Origin of the sequence: Flavobacterium sp. 90 (assembly GCF_004339525.1) — a bacterium.
In the GTDB taxonomy this organism is placed as follows: domain Bacteria; phylum Bacteroidota; class Bacteroidia; order Flavobacteriales; family Flavobacteriaceae; genus Flavobacterium.
In genome coordinates, this window is record NZ_SMGE01000001.1 from 2,934,191 (window position 1) to 2,948,153 (window position 13,963).

General features: G+C 32.1%; 18 protein-coding genes. 13 read left to right on the plus strand and 5 right to left on the minus strand.

Annotated elements, in window-relative coordinates:
• The first annotated feature begins 237 nt into the window (after window positions 1–237).
• From C8C83_RS11950 to C8C83_RS12010, 13 genes are all read left to right on the plus strand, one after another.
• Window positions 238–915 carry a Crp/Fnr family transcriptional regulator gene (locus tag C8C83_RS11950; protein WP_121328782.1) on the plus strand — a complete coding sequence of 226 codons (678 nt, stop codon included), beginning with the start codon at window positions 238–240 and terminating at the stop codon, window positions 913–915.
• A gap of 770 nt (window positions 916–1,685) precedes the next feature.
• A complete protein-coding gene (locus C8C83_RS11955; protein ID WP_121328783.1) occupies window positions 1,686–2,282 on the plus strand; it encodes a peroxiredoxin-like family protein in 597 nt (198 codons plus the stop codon).
• A 6-nt stretch (window positions 2,283–2,288) separates the two neighbouring features.
• Entirely contained in the window at window positions 2,289–2,747 is a 459-nt protein-coding gene (locus tag C8C83_RS11960; protein ID WP_121328784.1) for a YHS domain-containing (seleno)protein, read from the plus strand.
• Window positions 2,748–2,755: 8 nt separating this feature from the next.
• Window positions 2,756–3,142, plus strand: coding sequence for a DoxX family protein (locus tag C8C83_RS11965; protein WP_121328785.1), 387 nt, complete (start codon window positions 2,756–2,758; stop codon window positions 3,140–3,142).
• Between the two features lie 2 nt (window positions 3,143–3,144).
• Window positions 3,145–3,633 carry a DinB family protein gene (locus tag C8C83_RS11970; protein WP_121328786.1) on the plus strand — a complete coding sequence of 163 codons (489 nt, stop codon included), beginning with the start codon at window positions 3,145–3,147 and terminating at the stop codon, window positions 3,631–3,633.
• On the plus strand, window positions 3,621–4,331 hold the full coding sequence (locus C8C83_RS11975; RefSeq protein WP_121328787.1) for an NRDE family protein: 711 nt from the start codon (window positions 3,621–3,623) through the stop codon (window positions 4,329–4,331). Before C8C83_RS11970 ends, C8C83_RS11975 begins: the two co-directional genes overlap by 13 nt.
• Window positions 4,332–4,342: 11 nt before the next feature.
• Entirely contained in the window at window positions 4,343–5,377 is a 1,035-nt protein-coding gene (locus tag C8C83_RS11980) for a D-alanine--D-alanine ligase (protein ID WP_121328788.1), read from the plus strand.
• Window positions 5,378–5,379: 2 nt separating this feature from the next.
• Window positions 5,380–6,036, plus strand: a complete 657-nt coding sequence (locus tag C8C83_RS11985) for a hypothetical protein (RefSeq protein ID WP_121328789.1) — start codon at window positions 5,380–5,382, stop codon at window positions 6,034–6,036.
• Between the two features lie 29 nt (window positions 6,037–6,065).
• Complete coding sequence (locus C8C83_RS11990) at window positions 6,066–7,031, plus strand: M20/M25/M40 family metallo-hydrolase (RefSeq protein WP_121328790.1); 966 nt, start codon at window positions 6,066–6,068, stop codon at window positions 7,029–7,031.
• 35 nt (window positions 7,032–7,066) lie between these two features.
• A complete protein-coding gene (locus C8C83_RS11995; protein ID WP_121328791.1) occupies window positions 7,067–7,744 on the plus strand; it encodes an SDR family NAD(P)-dependent oxidoreductase in 678 nt (225 codons plus the stop codon).
• Between the two features lie 27 nt (window positions 7,745–7,771).
• Entirely contained in the window at window positions 7,772–8,137 is a 366-nt protein-coding gene (locus C8C83_RS12000) for a four helix bundle protein (protein ID WP_121328792.1), read from the plus strand.
• A gap of 26 nt (window positions 8,138–8,163) precedes the next feature.
• Window positions 8,164–8,766: a SprT-like domain-containing protein gene (locus tag C8C83_RS12005; RefSeq protein ID WP_121328793.1), complete on the plus strand. Its 603-nt coding sequence runs from the start codon at window positions 8,164–8,166 to the stop codon at window positions 8,764–8,766.
• A gap of 161 nt (window positions 8,767–8,927) precedes the next feature.
• Window positions 8,928–9,521 (plus strand): hypothetical protein, encoded by a 594-nt coding sequence (locus tag C8C83_RS12010; protein WP_121328794.1) that lies wholly within the window; start codon window positions 8,928–8,930, stop codon window positions 9,519–9,521.
• Between the two features lie 77 nt (window positions 9,522–9,598).
• Here the strand turns inward: C8C83_RS12010 and C8C83_RS12015 are convergent, their stop codons facing one another.
• The 5 genes from C8C83_RS12015 to C8C83_RS12035 all read right to left on the minus strand — a co-directional run bounded on the left by C8C83_RS12015 (window position 9,599) and on the right by C8C83_RS12035 (window position 13,899).
• Entirely contained in the window at window positions 9,599–10,360 is a 762-nt protein-coding gene (locus C8C83_RS12015) for an ATP-binding cassette domain-containing protein (protein WP_071635273.1), read from the minus strand.
• A complete protein-coding gene (locus C8C83_RS12020) occupies window positions 10,360–11,106 on the minus strand; it encodes an ABC transporter permease (protein WP_089351987.1) in 747 nt (248 codons plus the stop codon). Before C8C83_RS12020 ends, C8C83_RS12015 begins: the two co-directional genes overlap by 1 nt.
• An 81-nt stretch (window positions 11,107–11,187) precedes the next feature.
• Entirely contained in the window at window positions 11,188–12,036 is an 849-nt protein-coding gene (locus tag C8C83_RS12025; protein ID WP_121328795.1) for a glycosyltransferase family A protein, read from the minus strand.
• An 86-nt stretch (window positions 12,037–12,122) separates the two neighbouring features.
• Window positions 12,123–12,650 (minus strand): methyltransferase, encoded by a 528-nt coding sequence (locus C8C83_RS12030; RefSeq protein ID WP_121328796.1) that lies wholly within the window; start codon window positions 12,648–12,650, stop codon window positions 12,123–12,125.
• Window positions 12,651–12,840: 190 nt separating this feature from the next.
• The gene (locus C8C83_RS12035; RefSeq protein ID WP_132011992.1) at window positions 12,841–13,899 is read right to left on the minus strand and encodes a ketoacyl-ACP synthase III; all 1,059 of its coding nucleotides are present in this window, start codon (window positions 13,897–13,899) and stop codon (window positions 12,841–12,843) included.
• Window positions 13,900–13,963 lie beyond the last annotated feature (64 nt).

The window sequence follows — 13,963 nt, forward strand, 5'->3', positions numbered from 1 at the left end:
TTGAGTTTGAAAGGGTTTTTTTGTCAAGCTGAACTATAATTTGAACGCTGATGACGCGGATTCGCTACCGCGAAAACGCTGATAAAATGGATTTCTATTATTTTTTAAAATAAAAAATCCGCCTCAATCTGTGTCTTCGCGGTAGCGAATCTGTATAATCCGCGTGCTAAAACTTATCAGAAAGATAATCCATGCAACTGCTAAATTAATTACATTTACACAACAGATTTAATTTTTATGTACGAAGATTTAAAATATTGGTATTTACGAGATCATAAATTGTTTAGAACTTTGAGTTATTCACAAATCAAGCAATTGTGTATTATTACAGGTTTTAAAAAAGCTTCAAAAGGAGAAATTATCTATTTTTCTACTTCAGATTTACCCCGAATCTTTTTACTTAAAAAAGGAAACATCAAAATTGTAGCCATTGATGACGATGGAAACGAAACCATAAAAGATATTATTCAAAAAGGAGATTTGTTTGGCGAATTGACTTTAGAAACCGATTCTAAAAACGAAGAATATGCAAAAGTCCTTTCAGACGATGTCGCAATTTGTAGTTTTCTAATGTCGGATTTTGAAGATTTATTGCTTAGAAATCCAACTTTGGCGCTTTCATACACCAAATTTGTTGGTCTGAAAATGAAACGTATCAAGAATAGTTATGCCAATTTAATTTCTAAAGACGCAAAAACAAGATTACATCAGTTTCTAAAAGATTGGGCAGAAAAAGAAGGTATTCAAAATGGAAATACTGTGGTACTTGATAATTATCTGACGCAAAGTGATATTGCACAAATCATTTGCACGTCAAGGCAAACAGCCACACAATTATTGAACGAAATGGAAACGAATAATCTTTTGGCTTACAACAGAAAAGAAATTATCATTCCGGATATTACCAAAATATAATTAGCTCAAGTTGATATTTAATAAAGTGTAGTCCCTACGGGACAAAAATTGGCATGAATAAACTGATTTCTACCAATATGTAATCTCTCCGAGATATTTTTTGTTACTCCGTTAGGAGTTAAATATATCATTCCGGATATTACCAAAATATAATTAGTTCCAATTGCTATTTAATAAAGTGTAGTCCCTACGGGACAAAAATTGGCATGAATAAACTGATTTCTACCAATATGTAATCTCTCCGAGATATTTTTTTGTTATTCCGTCAGGAGTTGAATATATCATTCCGAATTTTACCAAAATATAATTAATTCCAATTGCTATTTAATAAAGTGTAGTCCCTAAGGGATAAAAAATGATATGAATAAATTGATTTCTACCAATTTCTAATCTCTCCGAGATATTTTTTGTTACTCCGATAGGAGTTAAATATTGGTAGCAGAATAGTAAAATCTACCAGAAAAATATCCCGTAGGGATTAAACTTTTTAGAGCAACTTATTTATTAAACTAGTAACTTGAATTAATTAACTCATTCTGTATAATTCATTAAAATCTAATTTAGTACATAGCAAACACGGATTTAACTATTGTGAATTGATAAAAATGAAATGCCTTTTTACGTAAACAGAATCTATATATCTGTGTGTTTAAATATAATTGTTTACAACGGTTATAATTTATTTTAGGCGAAGTGTAAATTAGCCGACATTTTCCTTTTTCATAGCAAAGTAATTTTACATCATCAAAAAGATGTAACACCAAAAAGCTATGAAAAAATTAATTCTTATTTTTTTAGTAACCTTCACTACGGTTGCTAACGCACAAAACGCAATCCCCAAAGTTGCGACAGATATTGCTCCTTTATTAATAGGAGAGAAAATTCCCGACATTACTTTGAAAACAGCTGAAAACACAGTTGTCAAAATTTCTGATTTGCTTAAAAAGAAAAAAACAGTTTTAGTTTTTTATCGAGGCGGTTGGTGTCCGTATTGCAATATGCATTTGCAGGCATTGGCTGAAGCCGAAAAACAAATTCTCGATTTAGGATATCAAATTATTGCGATTAGTCCTGATGCCCCGGAGAATTTGAAAATTACAGAAGAAAAAGATAAAGTAAAATATACCTTACTTTCTGATTCAAAAGGCGAACTTATAAAAGCAGTTGGAATTGCTTATGAAGCTCCGGAAAACTATAAATCAGTAATTAACGTACATTCTAAAGGAGCCAATACCAATTTCTTACCAGTTCCGTCCGTTTTTGTTCTCAACCCGGAATCTGATATCTTATTCGAATATATTTCTCCTGATTTTAAGCACCGAATTTCGACCGATTTACTTGTTTCAGTATTAACAAATATCAAATAAAATAAGATGAAAAAGCTAGTGTTATTTGTGTTGATTTTGGTTTCAGGTATTTCATTTGCTCAAAACGATGCAAAACGAATTAATCAATATAATTTAGAAAATAAAGTTGCAATTCAGGGTTATGATCCGGTTGGATATTTTAATCAGGCAAAAGCAATCAAATGGAAAAAAGAAATTTCAGCTTCTTATCAAGGTGTAGTTTATAAATTTTCGTCAAGCGAAAATAAAGATGCGTTCTTAAAAAATCCCTCAAAATATGAACCTCAATACGGCGGATGGTGCGCTTATGCAATGGGAAGTTCTGGCGAGAAAGTCGAAATAAATCCTGAAACTTTCAAGATTATCGACGGTAAACTTTATCTGTTTTACAACGCTTATTTCAATAATACTTTGAAAACCTGGAATAAAGATGAGACGAAATTAAAGTCACAAGCAGATACGAACTGGAAAAATATATTTAAATAATAACGATCATGAAAACAGAAAAATTAGTCTGGATTTTAAGAGTCGTAGCAGCAGGAATCTTGTTGCAAACCTTATTTTTTAAGTTCAGCGGAGCAGCAGAAAGTATCTATATTTTTTCGACTTTAGGAATAGAACCTTACGGAAGAATCGGATCCGGAATTGCCGAATTGATTTGCGCCATTTTAATTCTGATTCCAAAAACCACATGGATTGGAGCTTTAGGCGGATGCGGAATAATGACAGGAGCAATTTTGTCGCATTTATTTGTCTTAGGAATAGTAGTCGAAAATGACGGAGGATTTCTGTTTCTCTTAGCCATTATTACCTTAATATGTTGTTTAACATTGCTTTATTTCAATAAAAATAAATTGTTTAATCTTCTAAAACTAAAATAGCCATGTTACTAAAATCAATACGCCACAGTTTAGAGGAATTAGTTTCTCTATTAGATCAATTATCTGATCAGGATTATGCGAAATCTTGCGAAGCTTTAAGTGACGCAACAATTGGAGAACATGTAAGACATATTCTCGAAATGTATAAATGTCTTGAAAATGGTTATGAATTGGGAATTTTAAATTATGATAATCGCGAGAGAAATATTCGAATTCAAACCGAAACGGAATTTGCAAAAGAATTTATAACAGAAATAAAAAGTGGTTTGAAAAGCGAAAACAAAACCATTTATCTGGAACAGCAAATTGATGGACTTGCAATTAGAATTCAGAGTAGTTATTATAGAGAATTACTTTATAATCTGGAACATTGCATTCATCATCAGGCATTAATAAAAGTAGGCGTTCTACAACTAAAAAATATTTCGGTTCACGAGGATTTTGGTGTGGCGCGATCTACTATAGAATATAGAAAACAATGTGTACAGTAAGTTTTGTAAACAATAATGGAGTTGTGATTATAACTTCAAATCGTGATGAAAAAGTAATTCGTCCCGGAGCTCTTGCGCCAAGAAATTATTGTTTGGGCGGTAAAAACATCATGTATCCAAAAGATCAAAAAGCCGGAGGAACTTGGTTTGCGGTTGATGAAAACGGAACCGTTTTGGTACTTTTGAATGGCGGAATTAAAAAACACAATCCCTTATTTCTTTATAGAAAAAGCCGGGGATTAATTGCTTTGGATGTTATTTCGAATGCTTCGCCAAAGGATTTCTGGAATGAAATTAATCTCGAAGATATAGAGCCATTTACCTTGGTTCTATATCAGAAAGAAGAATTGTACGAACTGATTTGGGACGGTATTACAAAATGGAAAACATTATTAGACGTGACGAAAAATCATATTTGGTCATCGGTTACTTTATATTCTGAAGAAATTAGAAAAAGCCGTTCTCGTTGGTTTTTTAATTTTTTGAAAGACAAGAATAAAATCTCTGCTTTGGATATGCTGAACTTTCATAGAAATACCGAAAATGATGATTCAGAAAACGGTTTGATTATCAACAGAGAAAATACCTTAAAAACATTAAGTGTGACGCAAGCGATAATTAAGAAAAATAAAGGTACAATGAAGTACTTTGATTTGATTAAAACAGAAGATTTTTCGACTTCTTTTATAAGTATTTAAAACAAATTACGATGAAACTATTTTTTCATAAAGTCAGCAATTGGGAATATTGGCCGTTTCAGGTTTTGTACGTTCCTATTTATTTTCTTTGGGCGTATTATGCAATCAAAGCGAGATCAGTTTTCTTTTTTAACGCCTCGAATCCAAAGATTAAAAACGGCGGTTTTTTAATGGAAAGCAAAAAGCAGATTTATGATTTGCTTCCTAAAGAACATTACCCAAAAACTATTTTGATCAGAGAAAGTACAGATTTAAAAAAGATTGTAAGTACTATAGTCGATAATAGAGTTTATTTTCCTTTTATAGCCAAACCAGATATTGGTTTGCGTGGTTCTGGTGTAAAAAAAATCAGAAATATTTATGAATTAGGGGAATATGCGAAGAAAGCAAATTTTGATTTTTTGATTCAGGATTTAATTCCGTTTAAAAATGAAGTTGGGATTTTTTATGTACGTCATCCACATCAGAAAGAAGGAAGGATTACCGGAATTGTTTCGAAAGAATTTTTAATTGTTACCGGCGACGGAATCTCAACAATTGAAGATTTAATATGTAAAACGCCAAGATTTAAACTCCAACTCGAAGCATTGCAGGAAGAATACGGAAGTGAGTTACATAAAGTTTTGAAAAGTGGCGAAATGTTGAATTTAGTACCGTTTGGGAATCATGCGCGGGGAGCAAAATTTCTTGACGGAAGTAATTTGATTACACCAAAATTAACTGCAATGATAAATGAAGTTGCGACTAAAATTCCGGAATTCTATTTTGGACGATTTGATATCATGTACAATACTTTTGAAGAATTGGAACGAGGAGAAAACTTTCAAATTGTAGAACTTAACGGAGCTGCAAGTGAGCCAACACATATTTATGATCCGAAACATTCCGTTTGGTTTGCCTGGAAAGAATTGGCACGACACATCACTTATATGTATGAAATTAGTGCCGAAAATCATAAAATGGGAGTTCCGTATTTAAATTATAAAGTTGGAATTCGCGAATACAGATTGCATTTGGTGCAAAATAATAAAATTGTAAATTTTTGAAAATGAAAAAGATAAAAAATATCTCAATAGGGTTTCTGGTGAGTTTCATTGGTTCAATTCCGTTGGGATATTTGAATTTAGTAGGCTTAGAAATTTATTCAAAATCAGGAATTCATAATTTGGTTTTCTTTTTGTTCGGAGTCATTTTTATCGAAAGTTTTGTTATTTATTTCACCTTACTTTTTGCGAGACAACTTATTAGAAATAAGCAATTAATGAAAGTAATAGACTTTTTTGCCATTGGATTTATGTTTGTTTTGGCTTATTTGTTTTACTTTAATTTTAATTCGGGAGCAACTTTAAATAATAGCTTAAGTAAATATTTAATGTATTCGCCATTTGTAATTGGAGTGGTTTTGAATTGCTTTAATTTTTTGCAATTGCCTTTCTGGACGAGTTGGAACTTATACTTGCTTAACGGAAAGTATATTGCAGTTGAAAGAAAGTTAAAATATTATTATATTGCAGGAACTTTGATTGGTATTTTTTTAGGAATGTTTAGTCTGATTGTAATTTTACAGACCATTTTTCAAAAAACAAACCAATTTTCAAAGTATATAATGCCTGTTTTTATTCCGTTGTTTTTTATTGTTTTAGGAAGTATTCAGGTGTACAAAGTGTATAAGAAATATTTTAAACCATCAGCTTTAGAAGTTTAAGTTCTAAGCTCAAACCGAATCTTTCCTTTATGAAAAAGCTTTATTTTTTTCTTCCATTTGTTTTTTTAGCTTGCAAATCAAATCCGTCTGCGGTAAGTGAAACAACTTCAAAACCTCTTGAAATCGCTTATAAAGTAGATGAAAACGAAGTCTCGGATTTTCTAAAATATCTTTCTTCAGATGAATTAGAAGGACGTGATACCGGATCAAAAGGTATCGAAAAAGCAGCGGTATTTTTAGAAGATTTCTTCAAAAATAATAATGTAAAGCCTTATTTTGCGACTTATCGCGATACACTTACCAATTTTGATAAACCGGCATTTAATATTGTTGGAGTTCTGGAAGGAACAGATCCTAAATTAAAAAAGGAATTTGTAGTTCTGAGTGCACATTACGATCATATTGGTTTAGAAACAAAAGAGCAACCAGACGTAATTTTTAATGGTGCAAACGATGATGCGTCCGGAGTTACTGCCGTTGCACAAATGGCAAAATATTTTAGTAAAACCAAAAGTAATAAACGCAGTATTTTATTTGTGTTTTTTACTGGAGAAGAAAAAGGTCTACTTGGATCTAAAAGTTTAGTACAGAAATTGAAAAAGCAAGATTTTAATTTATACGCACAATTAAATATCGAAATGATTGGTGTGCCAATGAAACGCGATTATCTGGCTTATATTACCGGTTTTGATAAATCGAATATGGCAGATAAAATAAACGAATATACAGGTAAAAAGACAATTGGTTTTCTACCAAAAGAAGCCGAATATAATTTGTTTTACCGATCAGATAATTATTCGTTTTTTAAAGAATTTGGAAAACCATGTCAATCGATAAGTACTTTTGATTTTGAGAATTTTGATTATTATCACCATGTTTCAGATGAATTTAAGGTAATGGATATTCCGCATATGACTTCTTTTATTCAGGAGTTTTTGCCGGCGGTGACTAAAATCGCTATAACGCCAACAGAAGAAATAACGATGAATAAATAACCGATCCTTTTACGGGATTTGCTTATTTTTGCTTTATGAAAAATATTATTGTTACCGGAACCAGTCGAGGAATTGGTTACGAACTTGCGCTAAAATTTGCCGATGCTGGACATCAGGTTTTGGCGATTTCAAGAAAAATACCTCAAACACTTTTAGAACATCAAAATGTTACGTGCCTTTCTGTTGATTTGGCAGATGAAACTGCTTTGGCCGAAGTAGATAATTTTCTTTCTTCAACATGGAAAAAAGTAGATGCTGTGGTTCATAATGCAGGAGCTTTGTTGTTAAAGCCTTTTGCAGAAACAACTCAGGCAGATTTTGAAAGTATTTATAAAGTAAACGTTTTTGCAGTTGCAAATCTTACGAGAATTTGTTTGCCATATTTACAAAAAGGAAGTCATGTTGTAACGATTAGTTCAATTGGCGGTGTAAGAGGAAGTCTGAAATTTGCCGGATTAGCAGCTTACAGTTCGAGCAAAGGCGCCGTAATTACCTTATCAGAATTACTTGCCGAAGAATATAAAGAACAAGGAATTTCATTTAACGTATTGGCTCTTGGATCTGTCCAAACAGAAATGTTAAACGAAGCTTTCCCAGGATATCAGGCTCCAATTTCAGCCGAAGGTATGGCAACTTATATTTATGATTTTACCCTTAACGGAAATAAATATTTTAACGGAAAGGTTTTAGAAGTTTCTTCGACTAACCCGTAGAGAATTATAAATTATTAATTATGAGTTATGAATGAAAGTGTGGTGAAAACCAAGAGTTTTGAATTAGCAATTAGAGGTGTTAATTTTCATAAATGGTTGGTTTCTGAAAAGAAGGAATTTGTAATGAGTAAACAATTTTTACGTTCTATTACTTCAGTTGGTGCAAATGTTCGTGAGGCAGTTAACGCGCAAAGCAAAGCTGATTTTATTCATAAATTATCAATTTCTCAAAAAGAATGCGACGAATCAATGTATTGGTTAGAGATTTTGAATGCGACAAATTATGTTTCTACAATAGAGTTTGAATCCATGCACAATCAATGCGCAGAAGTACTAAAAATAATCAAAAGCATAATAATTACGTCAAAGAAAAATTTAATTAAAAATTCATAACTCATAACTAATAATTAATAATTATTGTGAACGAAACTCTTGCAAGATATATACCGGAACATGCTGTAAAGCCTGTATTTGATTTGATTGTTGCCAATCAGGTTCATCTGAAAATCGTAAATGAACGCCAAACGCGTCATGGAGATTACAGAAGAGGACCGAGCGGTAAACATGAAATCACGGTAAATGCAAGTTTAAATAAGTATCGTTTTTTGATTACGCTGATTCATGAAATTTCACATTTAGTAGCGTTTGAAAGGTTTGGACGAAATATAAAACCGCACGGAAATGAATGGAAACTTACATTTCAGAGAATGATGGTTCCGTTTATACGTCCGGAGATTTTCCCGGGTGGTTTATTGCCCTTATTAGCGAGACATTTTAAAAATCCGTCTGCAAGTAGCGATACAGATACAACTTTGTCTTTAGCGTTAAAACAATACGATGCAAACAGCGATAAGAACTATGTTTTTGAAATTCCTTACGGAAGTGTATTCAGAATTAAAAACGGTAAAATCTTCAAGAAATTAGCCGTTAGAACCAAACGTTTCGAATGTATTGAGATTAGTTCAGGAAAAACGTATCTTTTTAATCCAAATGCAGAGGTAGAGTTGATAAACTCCAATTAAAGTCTGGTAGAAAAACCAATAAAAAAATCCAAATTCCAATTTTGACTAAGATTGGAATTTGGATTTTCTATTTGATTGAAATTTATATTTTTTAATTGGTATATTATTTGCGTTGTGTTTTGAAAATTATTTCCTCTTTATAACTAGATATTCAATTGATTATGATTAAAAAACTACTTAAAATTGTTTTTGTTTTAGTGCTTTCTAATTCAATTTATGCACAAGATACCAAGGATGTTGTAATAATAATACAGAAAAAGAGTCCGATTATTTATGCGGAGGTTTTTGGAGGTTTTTCTGTTATGCAAAATTTTGGTTTTGCCGGTGGAGGAGAATTAAATTATCAGTATAAGAAAAATCTTTTTACTTTGCGATATTCTCATGAAACGGGATATGTCAAACAAGATAGTGTTTTTGTCTTTTCGAATGTAGAAGATAATGATGAATATGCCATTTTATATGGAAGAAGATGGTTAACCAGAAGCCATTCTTATAGTATTTCTGTCGGAGTAAATTCTAATAATTTAAAGTTCACCAATAGAGATTTTGAGCATAATCGGTATTACCAATATAAAAGATTTTATGGTGTTCCTTTTGAAGCTAACTTTAAGTGGTTTAATCCTAAGAGAAGATCTAATTTAATATTCAATGCTTTAACTCCTAGTATTGGTCTTAAGGTGTTTGGCAGCATTTCTAAGTATAGTTACGCGGGAGTAGGACTGGTAATAGGATTTGGGTTGCCAAAGAACTATTAAAACTCCAATAAAAAATCCAAATTCCAATTTGCTTAAGATTGGAATTTGGATTTTTATATTTTTGAAATTTAAGGATTTTAACCCTTCAAATAAGCTTCTCTTACTTTTTTGAATAAATTCGAAGAGTAAACAAATTTTACGATATCTTTATTGTCAGTTCTAAAGATTTCTTCTTTAGTTCCTTGCCACGCTTTCACTCCTTTTTTCAGGAATACGATGTTTTCACCAATTTCCATTACCGAGTTCATGTCGTGCGTGTTGATTACAGTTGTAATATTATATTCTTCGGTAATTTCTTTAATCAAATTATCGATCAACGTTGAAGTATTTGGATCTAAACCAGAGTTAGGTTCATCACAAAATAAATACTTAGGATTGTTTACAATTGCACGGGCAATTGCCACACGTTTTTGCATACCTCCGGAAATCTCAGAAGGTAATTTTTTATGAGCATCAATTAGATTAACGCGTTCTAAAACAAAATCAACACGTTCCTGAATTTTAGCTTTATTATCGTTTGTGAACATTTTTAAAGGGAAAGCTACATTTTCTTCAACAGTCATTGAGTCAAATAAAGCACTTCCTTGAAAAACCATTCCAATTTCAGTTCTTAATTCGCGTTTTTCATCTGGATTTAATTCAGAGTAAACTCTTCCGTCAAATTCGATCGTTCCTGAATCAGGTGTATGAATTCCTAACAAAGTTTTTAATAAAACAGTTTTTCCGGATCCACTTTGACCAATAATCAAGTTGGTTTTTCCGGTTTCAAAAACCGTCGAAACACCTTTTAAAACTTTACTGTCGCCAAATGATTTTTCTATGTTTTTTACTTCGATCATTATCCTAATAATAATTGAGTTAATATATAATTAAAAAGAATAATACAAACAGATGTCCAGACAAATGATACTGTACTTGCTTTACCAACTTCAAGTGCGCCACCTTTCATGTAATATCCGTGAAATGATGGAATTGTAGCTAATAACATTGCGAAGATTAAAGTTTTAATGAAAGCATATGTAATGTGAAAAGGAATAAATTCCATTTGAGCACCTTGAATAAAATCCTGGCTAGTAGAAAATCCACCATAAGCACAAGCAAGCCATCCGCCAAAAATTCCCAAAAACATACTGATTCCAATTACAAAAGGGTACATTAATAGGGCTACTATTTTTGGAAAAACTAAATAGTTTAAGGAGTTAACTCCCATAACTTCTAATGCATCAATTTGTTCTGTAACACGCATTGTTCCAATACTTGAGGTGATGTAAGAACCCATTTTTCCGGCCATAATTACCGAAATAAAAGTAGGAGCAAACTCCAGGATTACAGATTGACGTGTAGCGAAACCAATTAAATATTTTGGAATTAACGGATTAGTCAAGTTTAGTGCAGTTTGAATGGCAACAACTCCTCCAATAAAAAAGGAGATAAAGCAAACGATGCCAAGGGAGTCGATTATTAAATCATCGATTTCTTTGAAAATCAGTTTTTTCATAACAGGCCATTTGGTCTGTTTGTTGAAAATTTCCTTCAGCATTAAAAAATATCTTCCTATTTGAGATAAATAACGAATTAGCATCATAAGTTTTACAAATATTGGCTAAGGTAAAAAGAAGTTACGAGTTTCGGGTTATGAGTTCCCGTTTTTCGGTTGTTTTACCAATCAAATTAACTTTTGTTTCATTTTTTGGAAACGATAATTTCTTATAAATTTAGCCTGTTCAGCGGTAACTAACAAAGGAGTTTTGGCGCTTTTAGCTTTCCAAAATCCTCTAATATAATCAAAAAACAGAAGTGGTTTTTTCTTCATCATCGCCAATTTCGCAGAGGCGATTGATGTAATCCAAAAACCATATCCTAAGGTATAAAAAGCTTCGCCTTGTTTATAACGAGCTGTTTTGTTGTAATTTGCACCTGTTGGTTTTAGGTGTTTTACATGTAAAGATTCATCGGTGACAATTTTCCAATCATAATATTTACAAAGCAATTCATCTACAGTATCCCAGCCCATTGCCGGTTTTAAACCTCCAATTTGCTGATAAGTTTCTTTTCTGTAAGCTTTCAATGCTCCGCGAATATGATCTTTATCTGTTAGGTTTTCTAAAATCCAATCTCCATTTTTTTCGATATAACAAAATCCTCCAACCATTCCGATTTTTGGATCAGATTGGAAATGTTTGATTATAGTTTCAAAGTAATTGGTAGGAAAAATTAAATCACCATCTATTTTTACAATAATATCGTAATCAGAATCCAGCGTTTCAAAACCTTTCTGAAAAGCCTGAATTACTTTGCTTCCCGGCATATGTATCGCATCTGAAGTTTTGTTCACAACAGAAATAAACGGATTTTCTTTCGCGAAGCTTAAAACAACTTCTTCTGTTTTATCAGTTGAATTGTCATTTACAACGACAACTTTTGATGGTAAAACAGTTTGCGAAACCAAAGATTGCAATGTTAAACCAATAAGGTCTTGCTCGTTATGTGCGGGAATGACGATGTAATATTTCATTTAAAAAATTTTAGATTTTAGATTTTAGATTTTAGATTGTTCATGTCATCTAAAAATCAAAAATCAAAAATCGTTAATCAAAAATCTTAGATCTTGATTTTTTCAGCTACCACAATATAATATCTTGGAGTGAAATATCTTAGTAACGGTCTAATACCAAACTTTTTTACCGGATGTGTAAATTGTAGACGATCAGTTATTTTCCAACCGGTTTTTTCTAAAAGCCAGTCTAATTGCCAGTCTTCAAATTCGTGGTAATGCCTGTCCCACATATCAATTTTGGAACGATATGCCGGTGAAAACCATAAACGTAGCGGAATTGAAATTAACAATTTGTCACATTTTACGTTTTCCAGAATAGTGTACGGATTTAGCAAGTGTTCGAAAATTTCAAATGCAGTAAAAACGCTATATTCTTCTGTTTGCAAAGCAGTTTGATCGTTGTCTAAATCTTCGCCTTTTGTGTTTTTTACGGTATAACCGTTTTCTTCCATTATTTTAGAAAATGGATTTGGAACACCAAAATCAAATATAGTTTCTGATGTTTTAACATGTTTTTGTAAAAACTCTAAGGTAAGTTTGAATCTTTTATTTGGAAACACTTTTTCGTACATAGTCGTTGCGAGGAACGAAACAATCTCTCGTTCTTGATTTTATAATTAGGTCGCAAATATACTAAAAAAGTCCGCACTATTAAGATGCGGACTTTTTTAAGTTTTCAGTTTACAGTCGCAGTTTACAATTTATTGAACTGATTACTGCGACTGTAAATCGTGACTGTTTACTGCAAACTGCGACTGAATACTAGTATCGATATACAAATGCATTAACGTTCATTCCTGCTCCAACAGAAGCAAAAATAACAACGTCGCCTTTGTTAATTTCATGATTTTCCAGTTTTCCCTGAATTAATAAGTCATAAAGAGTTGGTACAGTTGCCACGCTTGAGTTTCCTAAATCATGAATACTCATTGGCATAATATTTTCTGGTGCAGTTTTGTCGTAAAGTTTGTAGAAACGAGCAATAATTGCTTCATCCATTTTTTCGTTGGCTTGGTGAATCAGGATTTTCTTCACTTCATCAATTCCAATTCCGCTTTTATCTAAACAGCTTTTCATCGCACAAGGAACTTGACTTAAAGCAAATTCGTAAATTTTGCGACCATACATTTTGATGTACTTAATATCTGGATCTAAATCAGGATTATATGATTTTCCGAAGAATAAAAAGTTAGCTTCCTCATTTGCAAAAGTGGCACTTTCGTAAGATAATAAACCAGCTTCATCATCAGAAGCTTCTAAAATTGAAGCACCCGCACCATCAGAATAAATCATAGAATCACGATCATGATCGTCAACAACTCTTGATAAAGTTTCGGCTCCAATTACCAAAACGCGTTTTGCCATTCCGGATTTAATGAACGCATTTGCTTGTAAAACACCTTCAATCCAGCCCGGACATCCAAAAAGAATATCGTAAGCCACACATTTAGGATTTTTAATATCTAGTTTGTTTTTAACACGCGTTGCTAAACTTGGTAAAATATCAGACTGATTTGTTCCTGATTTTACATCACCAAAATTGTGCGCAAAAATGATATAATCTAAAGTCTCACGATCGATTTTAGCATTTTCAAGTGCTCTTTCAGCTGCGAAATAAGCTAAATCAGATGAGGTGTGTTGGTCTTCGGCATAACGGCGATTTTCGATACCGGTAATACCTTTAAATTTTTTTATTACAACTTCGTTAGGGTAACCGAAGGGAGTTCCGTCTTCATTTAAAAAAACATGATCGCCAAAGTCAGTATTGCTTACTTCTTTATTAGGAATATAACTTCCTATACCTATTATTTTTATTTTCATTATTCCTCGATTATCCGGTAAATTTATTGCTAAAGTATAAATAAATTCATGATAACTGTCATAA

Coding starts and splice junctions, on each gene's coding strand:
- C8C83_RS11950 (WP_121328782.1), top strand. CDS start 238: ATGTACGAAGATTTAAAATATTGGTATTTACGAGATCATAAATTGTTT.
- C8C83_RS11955 (WP_121328783.1), top strand. CDS start 1,686: ATGAAAAAATTAATTCTTATTTTTTTAGTAACCTTCACTACGGTTGCT.
- C8C83_RS11960 (WP_121328784.1), top strand. CDS start 2,289: ATGAAAAAGCTAGTGTTATTTGTGTTGATTTTGGTTTCAGGTATTTCA.
- C8C83_RS11965 (WP_121328785.1), top strand. CDS start 2,756: ATGAAAACAGAAAAATTAGTCTGGATTTTAAGAGTCGTAGCAGCAGGA.
- C8C83_RS11970 (WP_121328786.1), top strand. CDS start 3,145: ATGTTACTAAAATCAATACGCCACAGTTTAGAGGAATTAGTTTCTCTA.
- C8C83_RS11975 (WP_121328787.1), top strand. CDS start 3,621: ATGTGTACAGTAAGTTTTGTAAACAATAATGGAGTTGTGATTATAACT.
- C8C83_RS11980 (WP_121328788.1), top strand. CDS start 4,343: ATGAAACTATTTTTTCATAAAGTCAGCAATTGGGAATATTGGCCGTTT.
- C8C83_RS11985 (WP_121328789.1), top strand. CDS start 5,380: ATGAAAAAGATAAAAAATATCTCAATAGGGTTTCTGGTGAGTTTCATT.
- C8C83_RS11990 (WP_121328790.1), top strand. CDS start 6,066: ATGAAAAAGCTTTATTTTTTTCTTCCATTTGTTTTTTTAGCTTGCAAA.
- C8C83_RS11995 (WP_121328791.1), top strand. CDS start 7,067: ATGAAAAATATTATTGTTACCGGAACCAGTCGAGGAATTGGTTACGAA.
- C8C83_RS12000 (WP_121328792.1), top strand. CDS start 7,772: ATGAATGAAAGTGTGGTGAAAACCAAGAGTTTTGAATTAGCAATTAGA.
- C8C83_RS12010 (WP_121328794.1), top strand. CDS start 8,928: ATGATTAAAAAACTACTTAAAATTGTTTTTGTTTTAGTGCTTTCTAAT.
- C8C83_RS12015 (WP_071635273.1), bottom strand. CDS start 10,360: ATGATCGAAGTAAAAAACATAGAAAAATCATTTGGCGACAGTAAAGTT.
- C8C83_RS12020 (WP_089351987.1), bottom strand. CDS start 11,106: ATGATGCTAATTCGTTATTTATCTCAAATAGGAAGATATTTTTTAATG.
- C8C83_RS12025 (WP_121328795.1), bottom strand. CDS start 12,036: ATGAAATATTACATCGTCATTCCCGCACATAACGAGCAAGACCTTATT.
- C8C83_RS12030 (WP_121328796.1), bottom strand. CDS start 12,650: ATGTACGAAAAAGTGTTTCCAAATAAAAGATTCAAACTTACCTTAGAG.
- C8C83_RS12035 (WP_132011992.1), bottom strand. CDS start 13,899: ATGAAAATAAAAATAATAGGTATAGGAAGTTATATTCCTAATAAAGAA.